The following is an 18,321-nucleotide window of genomic DNA, read 5'->3' as shown; positions in this document are numbered from 1 at the left end:
TTCACCGCAAGGTTCACCTGGTCAGTCCCCACCTGGAGGAAAGAAAGGACAACGCCCCGGGCATGCTGCGCACTACCGCATCCCACGAATGTCCGGCGTGGGGGATGGAATGCTCCTCGACGGTGAACCCGGCGTCCCTCGCGGCATCGGCAAGGACGTGCATGTACCCGGTGAACTCGGTGTCCGACACACCTGCCGTCAGGTACATGCCGCTGTCCGGGTAAGTCCGTTCCCGCATCAGAACCAAAGGCGTTCCCGCTTCGAAGGCCGCGACATCGCCGTCGAAGGAATCGGCAATGGTTTTGTTCCGGTCTTTAGCCAAAGCCGGCTCCTGCTCAGCGGCGAAAGCCAGTACCGAGGTAAACAACTCCGGATGGCTGGTGCCCATCTGGACCGCGCACGTGCCGCCGAAGGAGAACCCGCCAACACTCCATTGACCTGCGTCCGTGGACACATCCAATGTTGCTGCGATCCAAGCAGGTACATCCCGGGACAAATACGTGCCGGCCTGGGCAATGCGGCTGTCCATGCACATGGTGTTGGCATTGCCGGAACCGTTGGGGTCCACCACCACGGTGACCGGTGCAAGGCCGCCATGCGATTCGGCAAACCGGTCCATTTGCGACCGGAGCTGCCCTCCTGTCAGCCAGTCCGCCGGACCACCCGGCTGGCCGGAAAAGAGCACCAGTACAGGCAAAGCGGGCCGGGGTTCCGTTTGATAGGCCGGCGGGAGATAAATATAGGCGTCGCGTGCCGCGAAACCGGAAACTGTGCCGGGAATGGCCGCCTTGCGAAGGACACCGCCGCGTGGCATCGCATCAGGAGCTTTCCACGTTGAAACCGGTACCGGTGCCTGTGCCGCGCTCCCCCGCTGGAGGCCGGGCTCCAGCGGCTGGATTCGGGCTACGGCCGTGCCCAGGAGGTCGGAAACCGTATTGTTCAGCCCGAAATACAGATTCACCTGGACTACGCAGAGCAGCACCACGCCGAGCATGGCTGCCACGTTGGCCCACCGGAGCTTCCAGCCGGATCGGGGAAACTTCGCAAGACACAGCAGGACGGCCGCCACCGCAGGGACAGACCATACAAGGGTTTCGAACGGAAGATTCTCCGAAAAAACCGCGAGCACGTCAACAAGGAGCCAATGCGCCAACGCAACCATGCCCACGGCTGCACCCAAGCAGGCCGGCACCACCAGCAGCCAGGAACGCGTGCGCCGCCACAGCAAACAGGCCGCCCCGGCTGCACCGCACGCGATGCTGAACCATAGGAACGGCCCATCTACGAGACTGAGGTCCGACAAGAAGTCCATGGCGCCTAACGCCAGGTTCCGACGCCGATGACCGGCCCTGCTTCAAGCCACGAGGACAGGCCGGCATAAGCGTCGAAGTTCATGGCGAGCATGAACTTGTTGCCCTCGTACTGCAGTTCGACCACTACGACACCGGGCTGGACCCGTACGAGTTCGTCTTCCGTGGGTTGCCGCCTGCCCAGCAATTCGAGCGAACTGCGTTTGAACCGGTGCTTGGGGATGACGCTCAGGGACATCAAGCGGAACCACTCAAGTTCATTGTCCTGATAACGACAAACCCCCATCTGCCAGCTGTGACCAGCCGTGCAAATGGAGGCGTCGACAGTGCCCAGGGCGCGCCGCAGATTGAAGCGGCGCACCCCGAAAAGGCACAGTGTGAAAATCAGCAACGTAAACGCCGTTGCCAGGGCGATGAACGGAATAAAGGAATCGTCCATCTGGGTCTTGCTATCGGATCCCCGCTGTAGCCGCTTCGCCCAGGTGGGCGTTGTCAGCAACAATGACCACGCGATCGTTGTCAACGGAGAAGAAACCGCCGTCGACCTCTACCGCAATACGGTCACCGGAAACCGGCTGGATTGCCAGCTCGCCCGCGGCCAGGATGGCCAGGAGGGGCGAGTGGCCCGGCAGGATTCCGATTTCACCATCGCTGGTGCGGGCCTTCACCATCTTGGCCGCGCCGGACCACACGAAGTGGTCCGCTGCGACAATCTCAACCTCAAGCTCAGCCATATTACTTGGTCTGTTCCTGGATCTTGGCCCAGTTGCGCTCGACGTCATCCAGGCCACCGACGTTGAAGAACGCCTGCTCTGCGATGTGGTCCAGCTCGCCGTCGCAGATGGCGGTGAAGCCTTCCACGGTGTCCTTGATGGACACGGTGGAGCCTTCGACGCCGGTGAACTGCTTGGCGGTGTAGGTGTTCTGGGACAGGAACTGCTGGATACGGCGTGCACGCGACACGACGATCTTGTCCTCTTCGGACAGTTCGTCAACACCAAGGATGGCGATGATGTCCTGGAGTTCCTTGTTCTTCTGCAGGATCTGCTTCACACGGACAGCCGTGTTGTAGTGGTCCTTGCCGATGTACTGGGGGTCCAGGATTCGGGAGGTGGACGTCAGCGGGTCAACGGCCGGGTACAGACCACGGGAGGCGATTTCACGGGAAAGTTCCGTGGTGGCGTCCAGGTGTGCGAAGGTCGTTGCCGGAGCCGGGTCGGTGTAGTCGTCAGCAGGGACGTAAATGGCCTGCATTGACGTGATCGAGTGGCCCTTGGTGGAGGTGATGCGCTCCTGGAGCAGACCCATCTCGTCAGCCAGGTTCGGCTGGTAGCCCACTGCGGACGGCATACGGCCGAGCAGTGTGGAAACCTCGGAACCGGCCTGCGTGAAGCGGAAGATGTTGTCGATGAAGAGCAGCACGTCCTGGTTCTGCACATCGCGGAAGTATTCCGCCATGGTGAGCGCGGACAGGGCAACGCGCAGACGCGTTCCCGGCGGCTCATCCATCTGGCCGAAGACAAGGGCGGTGTCCTTGAGAACGCCGGCCTCTTCCATTTCAACCCAGAGGTCGTTGCCTTCACGCGTACGCTCGCCAACGCCGGCGAATACCGAGGTACCACCGAAGTTACGGGCAACACGGGTGATCATTTCCTGGATCAGAACGGTCTTGCCCACACCGGCGCCGCCGAACAGACCAATCTTTCCACCCTTGATGTAAGGGGTGAGGAGGTCGATAACCTTGATACCGGTCTCGAGCATCTCCGTGGAGCCCTCGAGGGAGGCAAAGCTCGGGGCCTTGCGGTGGATCGGCCAGTAGGCGTCAGCCTTGATCTCCGATTCAGCAACGTCCAGGGGCTTGCCGAGAACGTTGAAGATGTGGCCCTTGACGCCGTCACCGACGGGGACGGAGATCGGGGCACCGGAGTCCTGCACGGTGGTACCGCGGACGAGACCGTCGGTAGCCTGCAGGGAGATGGCGCGGACGAGGTTGTCACCCAGGTGCTGGGAGGTCTCGAACGTGATGGTCTTGGTCTGGCCGTTGAGCGTTACCTCGGTGGTCAGGGCGTTGTAAATCTCGGGGATTGCGTCAGCCGGGAATTCGACGTCGACAACCGGACCAATAACACGGGCAATGCGGCCGGTGGCACCGGCCGTTGCTACGTGTTCGGTAGCAGTGGCAGTCATCTCTCTCACTTCACTCAGTAGATGGCGTGGGGTTAAGTTTATCTGTTTGGTGCAGGTGCGGCTTCGCGCCTGACCAGCTAGGACGCGAGGGCGTCGGCGCCGGCCACGATCTCGGAAAGCTCCTGCGTAATTTCGGCCTGGCGGGCCGTGTTGCGAAGGCGCGTGTACTTCTTGATCAGTTCCGTAGCGTTGTCACCGGCCGACTTCATGGCCCGCTGGCGGGCAGCAAGCTCGGAAGCAGCGGCCTGCAGCATGGCTGCGAAAATGCGGGACTCGATGTAACGCGGAAGCAGGGCGTCGAGGACCTGCTCGGTTTCCGGCTCGAACTCGTACAGCGGCAGCAGCTCGGATTCCGAAGCCGCTTCCTCTTCGACGACCTCCAGCGGGAGCAGACGGATGACCGTGGGCTCCTGCGTCACCATGGACTTGAAGCGGGTGTAGACGACGTGGATCTCATCCACGCCACCCTCTTCGTAGCTGGTGGCGAAGTCTTCGAGGAGTGCAGCGCCGATTTCCTGGGCTGTTTCGAATTCCGGTGCATCCGTTCCGCCGGTCCAAACGCGGGTGTAGTCACGGTTGCGGAACTCGAAGTATGCCTGTGCCTTGCGGCCGACCAGGTACGACTTGACTTCCTTGCCCTCTGCGTGGAGAAGCTCAACGAGGCCTTCGGCCTGCTTGAGCACGCTGGCAGAATAGGATCCTGCAAGGCCGCGGTCCGATGTGACAATCAGGACTGCGGCGCGGCGGATCTGCTCCGGCTCGGTGGTCAGCGGGTGGTCGATTTCGCTCTGAGTTGCGACAGCAGAAACGGCACGGGTAATCGCGTTCGCGTAAGGCAGTGAAGCTGCTACGCGGGCGCGGGCCTTACCGATGCGCGAGGTAGCGATCAGTTCCATCGCCTTGAAGATCTTGCGCATCGACGTCGTCGAGCTGATCTTCTGACGGTAGACCCGAATCTGGGCTCCCATACTTATCCTTTCCTAAGTTCCCGACGTACTGCCCTGCCGGGGCCCTTCCGGACCCCGGCAGGGCAGTTCATCGAAACTAGCGCTTCTGCTTGACGATCTTTTCCTGGTCGACGTCGCCGCCGGAGATCGCTTGGTGCTCCTCGTGTCCGGCGCCAACCAGTCGGTTGTCGCCCTCACCGAAGAAGCCCTTCTTGAAGGAGACAACGGCTTCCTTCAAGGCTGCGGCGGTGTCGTCATCCAGGACGTTGGTCTGTGCCAGCGTGGTCAGGATGGAGGACTGGTGCTTGAGGTGCTCAAGGAACTCGGATTCGAAACGGCTGATGTCTTCAACCGGAACGTCGTCCAGGTAACCGTTGGTGCCTGCCCAGATGGACACAACCTGGTTCTCCACCGGGAACGGCGAGTACTGGCCCTGCTTGAGCAGTTCCATCAGGCGTGCGCCACGGGTGAGCTGCTGGCGTGAAGCAGCGTCAAGGTCCGAGGCGAACATCGCGAAGGCCTGCATGTCGCGGTACTGTGCCAGGTCCAGCTTCAAGGTACCGGAGACCTTCTTCATGGACTTGACCTGTGCAGCACCACCCACGCGGGAGACGGACACACCCACGTCAACAGCGGGACGCTGGTTGGCGTTGAAGAGGTCCGACTGGAGGAAGATCTGGCCATCGGTAATGGAGATCACGTTGGTCGGGATGTAGGCGGAGACGTCGTTTGCCTTGGTCTCAACGATCGGCAGACCCGTCATGGAACCTGCACCGAGCTCGTCGGAGAGCTTTGCGCAACGCTCAAGGAGGCGGGAGTGCAAGTAGAAGACGTCACCCGGGTAAGCTTCGCGTCCCGGCGGACGGCGCAGCAGCAGGGATACGGCGCGGTAGGCTTCGGCCTGCTTGGACAGGTCGTCGAAGATCACCAGGACGTGCTTGCCGCCGTACATCCAGTGCTGGCCGATGGCCGAGCCGGCGTACGGTGCAAGGTACTTGAAGCCTGCGGGGTCGGATGCCGGAGAAGCCACGATCGTGGTGTACTCCAGGGCGCCGTGGTCCTCGAGGGTCTGACGGACGGCTGCGATGGTGGAAGCCTTCTGGCCAACACCGACGTACACGCAGCGGACCTGCTTGTTGACATCCCCCGAGGCCCAGTTGGCCTTCTGGTTGATGATGGTGTCCACGGCGATGGCGGTCTTGCCGGTCTGGCGGTCACCGATGATCAGCTGGCGCTGGCCGCGTCCGATCGGGATCATGGCGTCGATTGCCTTGAGGCCGGTCTGCATCGGCTCGTGGACGGACTTGCGCTCCGTCACGCCGGGTGCCTGCAGTTCCAGCGCACGGGTGGTTTCGGCCTTGATCTCGCCAAGGTCGTCGATCGGCTGGCCCAAGGGGTCGACAACGCGGCCCAGGAAGGCGTCGCCAACCGGAACGGACAGGATCTCACCGGTACGGTGAACTTCCTGGCCTTCTTCAATACCGGTGAAGTCACCGAGGATGATGACACCGATTTCGCGGACGTCGAGGTTCTGGGCGAGGCCCAGGGTGCCGTCTTCGAAGCGAAGCAGCTCGTTCGCCATGACCGAGGGAAGACCCTCAACACGGGCGATGCCGTCACTTGCGGTGGTCACACGACCAACCTCTACGCGCTCTGCGTTACCGGGTTCGTAGGACGCCGCGAACTCGTTCAACGCATTACGGACGTCGTCGGCGTTGATGGTCAATTCGGCCATCTGCAGTCCCTGCTCTCCTGTTTCGTGATCATCGTTGCTCACGATGACCGGGTTTTCTATCAGTTGTGTTGTGCTTGGTCTGGCTAGCCAGCGAGCTGACGGCGGAGTTCGGTCAGGCGGGCGATCACCGAAGCGTCGAGCACTTCATCGCCCACCTGGACACGGATTCCACCAATCAGGGTGGGGTCAACAGTGACGTTGACCTTGAGTTCGCGGCCGTACAGGGCATCCAGCCCGGCCTGCAGACGGCTGGCCTGCGTTTCCGTCAACGGACGGGTAACGCTGACAGTTGCAATCCAGCGCTGCTGACGCCTGGCTGCAAGCTTGGCGAAGGACTCGACGAGCTTGCTCGGCTTGACACCACGCGGCTGCGTGACGGCCTGGCTGATGAGAACCTTTGCTTCCTCGCTGATGCCAGGAACAAGTTTCTCGGCCAGTGCCACCTTTGCCGCGGCGGATGCCTGCGGCTCAGACAGAGCACGCTGTACTTCGTGGCTGGAAGCGACGACCTGGTTGAAGGCAAACAGATCGTTTTCCAGCTCTTCCAGCCCCGTGATACCGGAGGCAGAAACTGCCGACTTGTTTTCAGCTACCGCAATGACAACCGTGGCGGCAAGAGTCTCGAGTGCATCGCCGATATCGCGTGCGGAGGCCCAGCGCGAGCTGGCCAATCCACCTGCGATTTCAGCAGCATCAGCGGAGACTTTTCCGCTAACAAGCTGCTTGACCAGCGCCGACTTCTCGTCTCCGCTACGGGAAGGATCAGTCAGGGCGCGGCGCAAGCCAGCCGAGCTGTCCACCGTTCCCAGGATTCCGAAGAGGTCCTTAGCCAACTGCAGCGACGCCAGGGGAAGCTTGGATTCCAACTGGGCCAGCGCTGTGGTCAGCGATTCGCTCGATATACCTGCCATTACTTAGCTGCACCTGCGTTCTGGGTCTCCAGATCGGCGAGGAAGCGGTCCACGACGCGGGCTGCGCGCTCGTCGTCGGTCAGTGCTTCGCCAACGATGCGGCCGGCAAGCGTGGTTGCCAGGGTGCCAACCTCGGAGCGGAGGGACACTACTGCGGCCTGACGCTCGGATTCGATGGCAGCGTGTGCCTGTTCCGTGATGCGTGCAGACTCGGCAGCAGCCTTGGCCTTCAGGTCAGCGAGGATCTGGGCGCCTTCGGCGCGTGCTTCTTCGCGGATACGGTTGGCCTCGGCACGGGCATCCGTGAGCTGCTGCTTGTACTCTTCGAGTGCAGCAGAAGCTTCTGCCTGGGCCTGCTCGGCCTTGGCAATGCCACCTTCAATGGCTTCGGCGCGCTCTGCGAAGGTCTTCTCGAACATCGGGACAACAAACTTGACCACGATGTACATGAGGACCGCAAAGCCGACGAGGACGACACCCATTTCCCAGACATTGGGCATAAGGGGGCTGACCGATTCGCCTTCAGTGGCGGCTGAGATGATCAGCTGATTCATATTTCACCCGTCCTATCTACTCGTGCTTGGAATTCGCTTGGTTCTAAGGACTAGGAAAGAACGAAAGCGAAGACGAGGCCGAGGATGGCGAGAGCTTCAGTCAGTGCCAGACCCAGGAACGCGATCGGCTGCAGCACGCGCTGAGCTTCCGGCTGACGTGCAACACCGTTGATGTAAGCGGCGAACACGAGACCCACACCGATACCACCGCCGATGGCCGAAAGACCGTAGCCGATGAGGTTGAGGGAGCCGTTGATGGTGCCTTCCATTTTTTCTTCCTTTCAAGATGCCGCCAGTGCGGCAGGTTGTTTGGGTTGCTTCATCCCCGCAAGGGGAAGTCTTTGTTGGGTGCCTAGTGGCTGTCGGCGTGCAGTGCGCCTTCGATGTAGATCGCTGTCAGCAGCGTGAACACGTAAGCCTGCAGGGCCATGATCAGGGCTTCGAGCATGTACATGGCGACGGCGCCAACCAGGACCAGGACCGAGGCACCCTTGAGCAGGACGTTCTCCTGCATGACAAGGAACTCGATGCCGGAACCGGCGAGCATCACGATCAAGTGACCGGCCAGCATGGTCGCGAACAAACGGAGGCTGTGCGTGACCGGGCGGACCAGGAAGTTGGAGATGATTTCGATCGGGACGACGATCGGGAGGATGTACCACGGCACGCCGGACGGTACGGTGGCCAGCTTGAAGTACTTCAGGCCGTTCTTCTTGATGCCGATGATGATCCAGGTGAAGTACACGATGCCGGCAAGCACATAGGCGCCGCCCACGTGGGAGAAGCTCGGAAGCTGGATCAGCGGGATGGCACCGTAGATGTTGTTCAGCAGGATGAAGAAGAACAAGCTGAACAGCAGAGGGACATACTTGATGAAGTCCTTGCCGCCGATGATGTCCTTGGCGATGCTGTTACGGACAAAGCCGTAGGCCATCTCGCCGGCGAACTGCAGTTTGCCGGGAACCAGCTGCTGCTTGCGCGCGGCAAGGATAAAGAAGGTGGCGATAATAACGACCGAAAGGATCACCAGCAGCATTTGCTTGGAGAAGCCGTCGTGTGCACCCCAGGGCAGGATTGCCGGCAGGTGCATTTCGTCGATTCCGGGCGGGGTGAATGACCCCGAATCCTGGGCGGGGAGCGCAAGCGCGATCAACGCGTTTCCTCTCTGCTGTGTCCATCATTGGGCATTGGGTGGAAGGTGGACACAGGCAGTGCATCCAATTTCCGTGTGAAATTATGTGGCATTACTGTCCCCGTCCGTGGACGGACCGCTGTCTGCGTTGCTCCCGCCAGCCGAAGAACTTGGTTTGGTGAGGCCGTGCATATGGGAAAGATAGAACCCTCCTGCGGCTCCCAGCAGAGCGCCAAGGAGCACAATCCAGCGGGTCCCCCACAGATTATCCAGACCCCAGCCTATCAAACTCCAGACAATGATCCCGCCAATGATGTAGCTGAAGACGGCGATGCCGGCGTTGTAGCCGCCATCGTTTCCGGGCTCGGCAGAATCATTGGTTTTGCGGGTCTGAGGAGCCGGGGCGGAGTGGCTGGTGCGGCGCTTACGCAGTGGCATCGGGTTTACCCTCCTGGTCTGCGGAATCGTTGTAGATCTGCAGGCGGGCTTTGCTGAATCCGTAAATCTCTGCGGCTTGCCAGAACACGACGCACACCACGGCACCGATAAGGAACCAGCGGTGGTGGAGCCATTCCGGCGCACCTGTCAGGAAAAGAACCACCGCGAAGCCGATCACTTTGACGAAATACGTCGCAACAAAGAGGCCCACGGCACCGGAGGGATTGTTCCTGCCGACGAAGTGGCCGATCAGAAGGCTGATCGCAAAGAAGACCATGACCAGGGCCGAGCCGAACGCTGCCGAGAGCGCTCCGGTTCCGCCGTTCAAGACCGCTGCCACCACGCAGGTGGCCACGGTTGCGGCAGAGGCCGCCAGCGTGCTCAGCCGGAGCAGGCGCAGCCACAGTGAGGAGGATGGTCCGGAAACTCCAACACCACGTCTGCCGGACGGGCGTCCGGTGTTGGCGTTGGATGTCATGGGGATACCAATCCTCGTGGCAAGGGGTGCCATATTCTCAAAGTGGGGAAACGGGCGAGTGAATGTCCGCAGTAAGAATTCTACATGAGATAGAACTGTGACGATAACCAGGCGTCATGCACTACTCCCCCGGTTGCGCCACATTCCGTTTGAAGTAGGGCCACGCGGTGACTGCGGCCATCACCAGGGCCGCCACGACGTCAACGATCAGCACGACCTGCCACGGGAAGATGGCGAAGGCCACGCCGCCGAAGGCCAGGATGCAGGTCCAGACATAGAGCATCACGACGGCGGTGCGGTGCGAGTAGCCGAGGTCCACCAGCTTGTGATGGAGGTGCCCGCGGTCAGCTGACCAGGGGGATTGTCCGCGCGCGGTCCTGCGGACCACGGCCATGCCGAAGTCGAGCAGCGGCAGTGACAGCACGGCGAAGGGCAGCAGGATCGGGATGATGGTGGGGATACCATTGGCCCGGTCGTAGAGGCCCGAACTGATTTGGCCGGTGGCCACGACACCGGCCGAGGCCATCAACAGCCCGATCAGCATCGCTCCCGAATCGCCCATGAAGATCTTGGCCGGGAACCAGTTGTGCGGCAGGAACCCGATGCATCCACCCACCAGGATGGCCATGAGAAGGGTCGCAAGGTCGGAATTGTCCGTGGAGGGGTTGTTCCGGTGCACCCAGTAGGCAGTGAGGAAGAAGGCTCCCCCGCCGATGGTGGCCACGCCCGCTGCCAGCCCGTCCAGGCCATCGATGAAGTTGACCGCGTTCATGGTGGTGACGATCAGCCCGGCCGTCAGGAGGATCTGGACCAGCTCCGACTCAAGGAACAGTGGCTCCGGAATGAAAGGCACCACGGACATCCGCACCCCCCAGATGGCAACAATGAGTGCTGCCGCCACCTGCCCGAGCAGTTTGATCCACCACCGGATGTCCAGGATGTCGTCCGCCACCCCCACGGCGACAATGACCACAGCACCGGCCAGAATGCCCCACGGGGCGTCGTTGTGGCGGAAAATATCCTTCACGAAGAAGGAATTGCTTGCCACAACCAACGCCACAAAGAAGCCGGCAAATATGCCCAATCCCCCGAGCTTGGAGATCAGCACCGAGTGCATGTCCCGGCTCCGGATGGGACGGTACAGCCTGAGTTTGTTCCCCAGGACCCGGGCTCCCCAGGTTCCGGCGTATGAGACCAAGGCAGCCGTCAGCGCCATCAGCAGATACATGATCATGCGGCGGCTCCGGACGGCAGGCCTGCGCCGGCACCGCGAACAACGGCCATCCCGGTCAGCCGGAGGGCCGCTGGAATGCCGTGTAGTTCTGGGCAGCTCAAGGGGTGGAAATCTGTCTGTCGATAAATGGAACTACTCCGTCGCCATGCCTGCACCGGCTGTGCCGAATGATGCGGGATTGTTGTGGACTCTAGTCACGATACTAATGCCAACGCCTGTGACCTCCGGCGCAAGGCAGCGCAAAGCCGCCCGCCAAACGGAGCCGGCGGAACGGTTTCAGGGACGCATTGCCGGTCCGCGGACCTCGCGAAGCGCGTAGATCCCCCTCAGGACGTCCTCGTTTGCCCGTGGTGGACGGAACCCGTGGACCAGCCCGGTGAAAAGCCCCTTGAGAAGTACTTTGCGGTTCCCCGACGCGGCCACGGTCCGGGTCCAGTTGCGGACCGATGCACCCGTGAAAAGAACTTTCTCCCACGGCGCAAGGGCCTTGGAACGGGTGTACACCCAGATTTTGTTGCGGACTTCGTAGTAGAAGCGCGGCCCCGGATCTGCCCCGGCATCACCAAACACCTTGGTGTGGTGGTTGGCAACCGAAGCGTTGGTGGCCAGCGCCGCTCCGCTCCGAGAGACCCTTGCCGTGTATTCGAGGTCATCATTCCAGATGAAGTAGTCAGCGATCGGAAGCCCGTGCTTGCGGATTTCCGCGCCGCGGAGCAGCACCGAGACGAACGACGCGCTCCTGATCTGGGTGGCACCAATGCGGGCCGCAGCGCTGCGGGCTGCCTCGCCGGCGCCAATCCTGGGCCGCATGCGGTTCATCGGGTGGTCCCGGCCGTCGGTCCAGACAACGCGGCTGGCGACGAACGCCGGAGCGCTGCCGGTTTCCTGTTCATAGGCCTCCGACGTATCCAAGGCTTCCTGCAGCGCACCCGGCTGTGGTTCGGTGTCGTCGTCCATGATCCAGACGTGGTCCGCATGATGGTCAAGGACAGCCCGTTCCATGCCCACCACGAAACCACCGGCACCACCGACGTTGGTGTTCAGCGTGACCACATCAGTCTTTAGAGGGCCGGCGTAGCTGCGAAGGTAGGCGGCGGTGCCGTCGGTGGAGGCGTTATCGACAATGACGACGGCGTCCGGAACCATGGTGCCTCCAGCGATGCCTGCCAAGGTGGTTTGCAGCAGTTCGCGCCGGTTATAGGTCACCACAACTGCTACCACGACGGGTTGGGACGTCATTTTCTGCCTTTGCTTGGGGAATGTTGGAAACGGCGGCGGATGAGCAGGCCGGCAAGTTTCCACGGTTCAACAAATACGCGGTACGCGACCCTCCCGGGATGGAGCACCAGCCGCCATGCCCACTCGAGTCCAAGGCGGCCAAGCCACCGCGGTGCCAGTTTCTGTACCCCCGCCACCTGGTCGATCGCGCCACCCACAGCGCAGTACACAGCGGGAGGCAGCTGCTGCAGCCGGCGGACGAGGACCTCCTCCTGGAGTGGCATGCCCAGTCCGAGAAGAACCACCTGGGGGCGGAATCCGTGCAGCCATCCGACGACAGCGTCTTCCAGCGAATCATCCCAGTCTTCGCCTGGCATGCCGTCCACCACAGCGCCGGGGATCAGCTCACGCAGCCGTGACACGGCTTTGGTGTTCGCGTCACGTCCGGCTCCTACCACTGCAACCCGTTCGAGTCCCTCGACGCCTCCCAACGCAGGCAACCAGTCGGTGGAACCCAAGCGGTAGGCCATGGTCCCCTGCCCGAGGTGCTTGAGCCGTCGTTTGTGGGCGAGACCCCACAACATGGCGACGGGGGCACCGTCCAGGAGGACGATGGAGCTGTCCTCGTAAAGGGAGCGGAAGGTGGAGCATGAGTGGAACAGTGTCACGCTGTGCAGGTTGTGTCCCAACACGGTGGCGGTGGTACCCCGGGCGATCAACCCGCCCAGGGCATTGATGAGGTCATTGACGCGCAGCGGAGTGGCGTCGACGTCGAGGACGGGGACGCGCTGGCGGTCCGGGATCATTCCGGCTTGGCCTCAGGTGCGGCATTCGGCGCAGCGGCTTCCAGGGGATCGTCGACGGCGGCCGGCTGGTCAGCGGAGGCCGGTTCCGCCCCTGCGTCCGCCGGAGTTGCCTCGGCAGCTGCCGCCGATTCGCCGAAGCCAAGGATGGAGGGCACAACTTCGCGGAGACGTTCCAAGGAGATGGCCCCTTGGCGAACCACCTTGAAGGGCGCGGAGGTGGCGTCGACGATCGTGGACGGAACAGCCGCAGTTCCCTGCACTGGCCGGAACCCGCCTTCGAGGTAAACCTCAACGGATTCAGCCAGTTGAAGGCGGGCCTCGGAGGCAGTCTGCGCCGCTTCCTGGCCGGTGCGGTTGGCCGAAGAAACGGCCAGGGGGCCGGTGAGGCCCAGGAGTTCCAGCGCGATCTCGTCGTCCGGCATGCGGAGGGCCACGGTGCCCTTGGTCTCACCCAGGTCCCAATCGAGGGAGGGCTGGGCGTGCAGGATCAGGGTCAACCCGCCAGGCCAGAACGCCTGCGCCAGGGCGCGGGCATCAGCCGGGACGTCCGTGGCCAGCCCGTCCAGGGCGTTGATGCGGGGAATCAGTACAGGCGGCGGCATCTGGCGGCTGCGGCCTTTGGAGGCCAGCAACAGGGTGACGGCCAGCGGGGAAAAGGCATCCGCTGCGATCCCGTACACCGTGTCCGTCGGCAGGACGATGCACTTCTTGTCGCTGATGGCACGCTGTGCGTGCTGGAGTCCCTCAGCCCGCTGGTCATCGGAAGTGCAGTTGTATGTTGTGGTCACACCGCTATTCTTTCATTGATCAGTTGGCTTCTTTGCCAGCACCGCGCTCGTGGCACGTTCCTTGCCGTTGAGGTCAACGTGGGTCGAAATGTCTTCCCAGCAGCCCATGCGGCGCATCATTCCGGCAATCCATGCAGACTGGACCTCGGCGTGTTCCATCACGAAGAAGCCCCCCGGCTTCAGAAGACGGGCAGCTGAGGCCGCTGCCGCCGTCGGGAGTTCCATGCCATCGGCTCCCCCGCCGTAGAGTGCCTCCGGTGGGTCGTGCAGCGCGACTTCCGGCTCCTGCGGGATGGCTTCAGCCGGGATGTAGGGCGGGTTGGACACGACGGCGTCAAAGGTTCCGTTATGTTCCTGGAGTGCATCCCGGAGGTCACCCTGGACCAAGGAAACGCCCAGCGGTTCAAGGTTCCGGGCCGCCCAAGCGTAGGCAAGGGGGCTGAACTCGACGGCCAGGACCTCAGAACCGGGGATTTCGTGGGCCAGGGATCCGGCGATCGCGCCTGAACCGGTGCCCAGGTCCACCATTTTGGGATGGTCTGTTCCGGCCAGGTGGTCGATGACCAGTTGGACGACGGATTCTGTTTCAGGTCTGGGGATGAACACTCCCGGACCGACGCGCAGCTCAAGGTGCCGGAAATAGGCGATTCCGGTGATGTGCTGCAGCGGGACCCGGTCGGCGCGTTCCGCGACAAGTTCCGCGTAGCCTTCCGGAGCGGGCGAGTCTCCAAGGAGCATGGCCCGAAGCCGCCCGAGGCCAACCCCCAACAGGTGGTCGGCAAGCAGTTCGGCATCAACCCGCGGACTGGGAACACCAGCTTCGGACAACACCGACTCGGCTGCCCGCACAGCCTCCGCGAGGCTCTGGCCTGGATGGAACGTCATGGGCTGAACCTGCCGGACGCTATTCGCCGATGGCGTCCAGGCGGGACTGCTCATCCATGTCGATGGCCGACTGGATGACGGGCTCAAGGTCACCGTTCATCACGGCGTCGAGGTTGTAGGCCTTGTAGCCGGTGCGGTGGTCCGCAATGCGGTTTTCCGGGAAGTTGTACGTACGGATGCGCTCGGAACGGTCCATGGTCCGGATCTGCGACTTGCGCTGCTCCGAGTTCGCTGCGTCAATTTGCTCCTGCTGGTGGGCCAGGAGGCGGGCACGGAGCACGCGCATGGCGGCTTCGCGGTTCTGCAGCTGCGATTTCTCGTTCTGCATGGCCACGACGATCCCGGTGGGAAGGTGCGTGATGCGTACTGCGGAGTCCGTGGTATTCACCGACTGACCGCCCGGACCGGACGAACGGTAGACGTCGATCTTGAGATCGTTCTGGTTGATCTCAATTTCCTCAGGCTCATCAACTTCCGGCAGCACCAGGACACCGGCAGCGGAGGTGTGGATGCGCCCTTGCGATTCCGTCACGGGAACGCGCTGCACCCGGTGCACGCCGCCCTCGAACTTCAGGCGGGCGAAAACGCCCTCCGCGGGATCGTTCGAACTGCCCTTGATGGCCACGGAAACGTCTTTGTAGCCACCGAGATCGGACTCGGTGGCGGAAATCATTTCCGTCTTCCAGCCCCGTGACTCGGCATAGCGCATATACATCCGAAGGAGGTCGCCGGCGAACAGCGCAGCCTCATCGCCGCCTTCACCGCCCTTGACTTCGAGGATCACGTTACGGGCATCATCCGGATCGCGCGGGATGAGCAGGCGCCGCAGCCTCTCCTGGGCGGCGGGAATCTGCTCCTCGAGCTGCTCCACCTCAGCGGCAAAGTCGGGATCCTCGGCGGCCATTTCCTTGGCAGCCTCAAGGTCGTCGTTGAGTCCGCGCCATTTGTTGTACGCCTCCACGATGCCCTGGAGCTGGGCAGAGCGCCGCCCCAGCTTACGGGCAAGCGACTGGTCGGCATACACGGCAGGATCGCTCAGCTGCGCCTGGATGGCGGCATGCTCATCAAGCAATCCCTGGACGGACTCAAACATTTTTCAAACCTCTTTCGACTCGTACAAGTCTAATAACTGCAACGACGGGCCAATGACACCGGGCGAGAGCCCACTCTGATCCGCTTGTCGGGGACCGTTGCCGACGTCGAGCATTTTGCCAACCCGCGAAGGCGGGCCGAAAGCGGGACGAGCCGCTGATTCTGCTGCCCCGGGAGTGGCTTCGGGCCTGCCGGAGCGTGGTGGCAAAGTCCGAAGGGACTTTGCCACCACGCGTAGGGGCGGGGGCAGCAGAATCAGCGGCTCACCAGAGCAGCTATTTGTCGTTGTCCGACTTTGCTCCAAGCGTCGTCTTCTGGACCTGCATGAGGAACTCGACGTTGCTTTGCGTTTCCCGGATCTTGTTGGTCAGCAGCTCAAGGCTCTGCTGCTGCTCCAGGCCCGAGAGGACGCGGCGCAGCTTCCACATGATCTTGACCTCTTCAGCGGAGAGCAGGTTCTCTTCGCGGCGGGTGCCGGACGCGTTGACGTCCACGGCCGGGAAGATGCGCTTGTCCGCCAACTGGCGGGAGAGGCGCAGTTCCATGTTGCCGGTGCCCTTGAACTCTTCGAAGATGACCTCATCCATCTTGGAACCCGTCTCAACGAGCGCAGTTGCCAGGATGGTGAGTGAACCGCCGTTTTCGATGTTGCGGGCGGCACCGAAGAAGCGCTTCGGCGGGTACAGGGCAGCGGAGTCCACACCACCGGACAGGATGCGGCCGGAGGCCGGTGCTGCCAGGTTGTACGCGCGGCCCAGGCGGGTCATGGAGTCGAGGAGGACCACGACGTCCATGCCCATTTCCACGAGGCGCTTGGCGCGCTCGATCGAAAGTTCGGCAACTGTGGTGTGGTCGTCGGCGGGACGGTCGAAGGTGGAGGCGATGACCTCGCCCTTGACCGTGCGCTGCATGTCCGTGACTTCTTCGGGACGTTCGTCAACCAGCACCATCATGAGGTGGACCTCAGGGTTGTTGGTGGTGATTGCGTTCGCGATGGATTGCAGGATGAGCGTCTTACCGGCCTTCGGCGGGGAGACGATCAAGCCACGCTGGCCCTTGCCGATCGGAGCCACGAGGTCGATGACACGCGGGCCGATCTTCTTGGGGTCCGTTTCCAGGCGCAGGCGCTCGGACGGGTACAGCGGAACCAGCTTGGCGAACTCGACCCGGTCCTTCAGTTCCTCCGGCGTCTTGCCATTGACCGAGGTCACGCGGACCAGGGCGTTGAACTTCTGGCGGGAGGACTGCTGGTTGCGGTCTTCGCCTTCGCGCGGGGCACGGATGGCTCCCACCACGGCGTCGCCCTTGCGCAGGTTGTACTTCTTGACCTGGGCCAGCGAGACGTAGACGTCATTGGCGCCCGGGAGGTAGCCGGAGGTACGGATGAACGCGTAGTTTTCCAGGACGTCGAGGATGCCTGCCACCGGCAGGAGGACGTCGTCCTCAGTGATCTCGATGTCGTCTACCTCGGGACCCTGGGCCCGGCCGCGGCGGCGCTCGTTGCGGTCGCGGAAGCGGTCGCTGCGGCTGTTGCCGTCGCGTCCGTCCTGGCCACCGCGCCGGTCGCTCCGGTCATTTTGCTCATTGCGGTCGCGGCGGTTCCGGCGGTTGCGGCGGTTGCCCGTGTCCTCGCCGTCGTTGTCCTCCCGGCGGCGGGAGTTGTCACGACGTTCGCGCTGGGGCTGCTCCCCGGCTTCGGACTGCTCGCGCTGTTCGCTGCGTTCGCCGCGCTGTTCGCCGCGCTGTTCGGTGCGTTCTGCCCGCTCGGCACGGGGTTCGCGCTGCTCAGGTGCGGCTGCCTCGGCTGTTTCCGCGGAAGCTGCGGCGGCCTCGCCACGGCGGCGGTTGCGGGTACGCGGCTGGCGACGTTCGGTTGCAGCTTCACTGTTGTCCTGCGTTGCAGGCGCTTCGGCCGGCGCAGCTTCCGGAGCGGCTGCTTGGGCGGATTCACCCGGAGCGGCGACAGCAGCTGCCTCGGCAGCGGCGGCTACTACGCCGTCGCTGGTGGCGCGGCGGCTGCGGCCACGTCCACGGCCCCGGGGTGCTTCCTGGGCCGGGGTTTCGGCGCCGGCATCCGGTGCGGTTGCGGCGTCTGCTGCCGGGGCCGGGGCTTCGGCGGGCGCCTGGGTGGCAACGGTGTCCGTTGCCTTGGCTGCCTTGGTTGCCCTGGCAGGTGCTTTGGCGGTGGACGTCCCGGCCCGGTGGGCAGAGATGGCCGTTACCAGGTCCCCCTTGCGCATGCGCGAACCACCGGAGATTCCCAGCTGGCTGGCGAGAGCCTGAAGCTGGGCGAGCTTGAGGCCTGCAAGGCCACTGCTCTTGGTGGCGGCTGCCGTTGACGACTCGGCAGCAGAAGATGATGTGTCCACAGCTGAAGCCAGCTCAGTGGTTTCTGTCACGAAGGATCCTTCCCCCTCGACGGCGTCCAGGGCGAGAGCCGGACGCGATGATTTGATCTGGGCTGCAGTTCAGATCTGCAGCCGGTATTTTCGGCCTTGCCTGATGGATTGTGGCCAACAGGGCCGGTACTGATCGTCTTCACTGGATCCAGTTGCCCGGACAGCCGACTGACTATTCAGGGAACAGAGAGAGTTCTGCGGAACCTG

The 18,321-nt window shown here is 62.8% G+C and carries 19 protein-coding genes; all 19 read right to left on the bottom strand.

The window, feature by feature from the left end; genetic code table 11:
- Window positions 1-13: 13 nt before the first annotated feature.
- The 19 genes from ACSVIE_RS08680 to rho all read right to left on the bottom strand — a co-directional run bounded on the left by ACSVIE_RS08680 (window position 14) and on the right by rho (window position 18,114).
- Entirely contained in the window at window positions 14-1,312 is a 1,299-nt protein-coding gene (locus ACSVIE_RS08680; protein ID WP_442423578.1) for an alpha/beta hydrolase, read from the bottom strand.
- 5 nt (window positions 1,313-1,317) lie between these two features.
- Window positions 1,318-1,749 carry a DUF2550 domain-containing protein gene (locus ACSVIE_RS08675; RefSeq protein ID WP_426003211.1) on the bottom strand — a complete coding sequence of 144 codons (432 nt, stop codon included), beginning with the start codon at window positions 1,747-1,749 and terminating at the stop codon, window positions 1,318-1,320.
- Between the two features lie 10 nt (window positions 1,750-1,759).
- The gene (locus ACSVIE_RS08670) at window positions 1,760-2,044 is read right to left on the bottom strand and encodes a F0F1 ATP synthase subunit epsilon (RefSeq protein WP_364158459.1); all 285 of its coding nucleotides are present in this window, start codon (window positions 2,042-2,044) and stop codon (window positions 1,760-1,762) included.
- Between the two features lies 1 nt (window position 2,045).
- Complete coding sequence (gene atpD, locus ACSVIE_RS08665) at window positions 2,046-3,497, bottom strand: F0F1 ATP synthase subunit beta (RefSeq protein WP_426003212.1); 1,452 nt, start codon at window positions 3,495-3,497, stop codon at window positions 2,046-2,048.
- A gap of 77 nt (window positions 3,498-3,574) precedes the next feature.
- Window positions 3,575-4,465, bottom strand: a complete 891-nt coding sequence (locus tag ACSVIE_RS08660; protein ID WP_426003213.1) for a F0F1 ATP synthase subunit gamma — start codon at window positions 4,463-4,465, stop codon at window positions 3,575-3,577.
- A 76-nt stretch (window positions 4,466-4,541) separates the two neighbouring features.
- Complete coding sequence (gene atpA / locus ACSVIE_RS08655; protein ID WP_426007570.1) at window positions 4,542-6,179, bottom strand: F0F1 ATP synthase subunit alpha; 1,638 nt, start codon at window positions 6,177-6,179, stop codon at window positions 4,542-4,544.
- An 83-nt stretch (window positions 6,180-6,262) separates the two neighbouring features.
- Complete coding sequence (locus ACSVIE_RS08650; protein WP_426003215.1) at window positions 6,263-7,090, bottom strand: F0F1 ATP synthase subunit delta; 828 nt, start codon at window positions 7,088-7,090, stop codon at window positions 6,263-6,265.
- Window positions 7,090-7,644, bottom strand: a complete 555-nt coding sequence (locus ACSVIE_RS08645; protein ID WP_426003216.1) for a F0F1 ATP synthase subunit B — start codon at window positions 7,642-7,644, stop codon at window positions 7,090-7,092. Before ACSVIE_RS08645 ends, ACSVIE_RS08650 begins: the two co-directional genes overlap by 1 nt.
- 50 nt (window positions 7,645-7,694) lie before the next feature.
- Window positions 7,695-7,913 (bottom strand): ATP synthase F0 subunit C, encoded by a 219-nt coding sequence (gene atpE, locus ACSVIE_RS08640; RefSeq protein WP_011775261.1) that lies wholly within the window; start codon window positions 7,911-7,913, stop codon window positions 7,695-7,697.
- A gap of 83 nt (window positions 7,914-7,996) precedes the next feature.
- Entirely contained in the window at window positions 7,997-8,797 is an 801-nt protein-coding gene (atpB, locus tag ACSVIE_RS08635) for a F0F1 ATP synthase subunit A (protein WP_426003217.1), read from the bottom strand.
- Window positions 8,798-8,878: 81 nt separating this feature from the next.
- Window positions 8,879-9,214 (bottom strand): hypothetical protein, encoded by a 336-nt coding sequence (locus ACSVIE_RS08630; RefSeq protein WP_442423577.1) that lies wholly within the window; start codon window positions 9,212-9,214, stop codon window positions 8,879-8,881.
- Complete coding sequence (locus tag ACSVIE_RS08625) at window positions 9,201-9,692, bottom strand: hypothetical protein (RefSeq protein ID WP_442423576.1); 492 nt, start codon at window positions 9,690-9,692, stop codon at window positions 9,201-9,203. The genes ACSVIE_RS08630 and ACSVIE_RS08625 overlap by 14 nt, the downstream gene beginning before the upstream one ends.
- 121 nt (window positions 9,693-9,813) lie before the next feature.
- Window positions 9,814-10,926 carry an MraY family glycosyltransferase gene (locus tag ACSVIE_RS08620; RefSeq protein ID WP_442423575.1) on the bottom strand — a complete coding sequence of 371 codons (1,113 nt, stop codon included), beginning with the start codon at window positions 10,924-10,926 and terminating at the stop codon, window positions 9,814-9,816.
- Window positions 10,927-11,202: 276 nt separating this feature from the next.
- Complete coding sequence (locus tag ACSVIE_RS08615) at window positions 11,203-12,165, bottom strand: glycosyltransferase (protein WP_442423574.1); 963 nt, start codon at window positions 12,163-12,165, stop codon at window positions 11,203-11,205.
- Window positions 12,162-12,950: a WecB/TagA/CpsF family glycosyltransferase gene (locus ACSVIE_RS08610; RefSeq protein WP_426003225.1), complete on the bottom strand. Its 789-nt coding sequence runs from the start codon at window positions 12,948-12,950 to the stop codon at window positions 12,162-12,164. The genes ACSVIE_RS08615 and ACSVIE_RS08610 overlap by 4 nt, the downstream gene beginning before the upstream one ends.
- Window positions 12,947-13,738 carry an L-threonylcarbamoyladenylate synthase gene (locus ACSVIE_RS08605; protein ID WP_426003226.1) on the bottom strand — a complete coding sequence of 264 codons (792 nt, stop codon included), beginning with the start codon at window positions 13,736-13,738 and terminating at the stop codon, window positions 12,947-12,949. Before ACSVIE_RS08605 ends, ACSVIE_RS08610 begins: the two co-directional genes overlap by 4 nt.
- A gap of 12 nt (window positions 13,739-13,750) precedes the next feature.
- Entirely contained in the window at window positions 13,751-14,623 is an 873-nt protein-coding gene (prmC, locus tag ACSVIE_RS08600; RefSeq protein WP_442423573.1) for a peptide chain release factor N(5)-glutamine methyltransferase, read from the bottom strand.
- A gap of 19 nt (window positions 14,624-14,642) precedes the next feature.
- Window positions 14,643-15,716, bottom strand: coding sequence for a peptide chain release factor 1 (gene prfA, locus ACSVIE_RS08595; protein ID WP_426003228.1), 1,074 nt, complete (start codon window positions 15,714-15,716; stop codon window positions 14,643-14,645).
- 274 nt (window positions 15,717-15,990) lie between these two features.
- Window positions 15,991-18,114 carry a transcription termination factor Rho gene (gene rho, locus ACSVIE_RS08590; protein WP_442423572.1) on the bottom strand — a complete coding sequence of 708 codons (2,124 nt, stop codon included), beginning with the start codon at window positions 18,112-18,114 and terminating at the stop codon, window positions 15,991-15,993.
- Between the last annotated feature and the right edge of the window lie 207 nt (window positions 18,115-18,321).

Source organism: Paenarthrobacter sp. NCHU4564 (assembly GCF_052156435.1).
Lineage (GTDB): Bacteria > Actinomycetota > Actinomycetes > Actinomycetales > Micrococcaceae > Arthrobacter.
The sequence above is the reverse complement of the archived record's forward strand: the minus strand, read 5'-3'. Positions and strand labels throughout refer to the sequence as shown.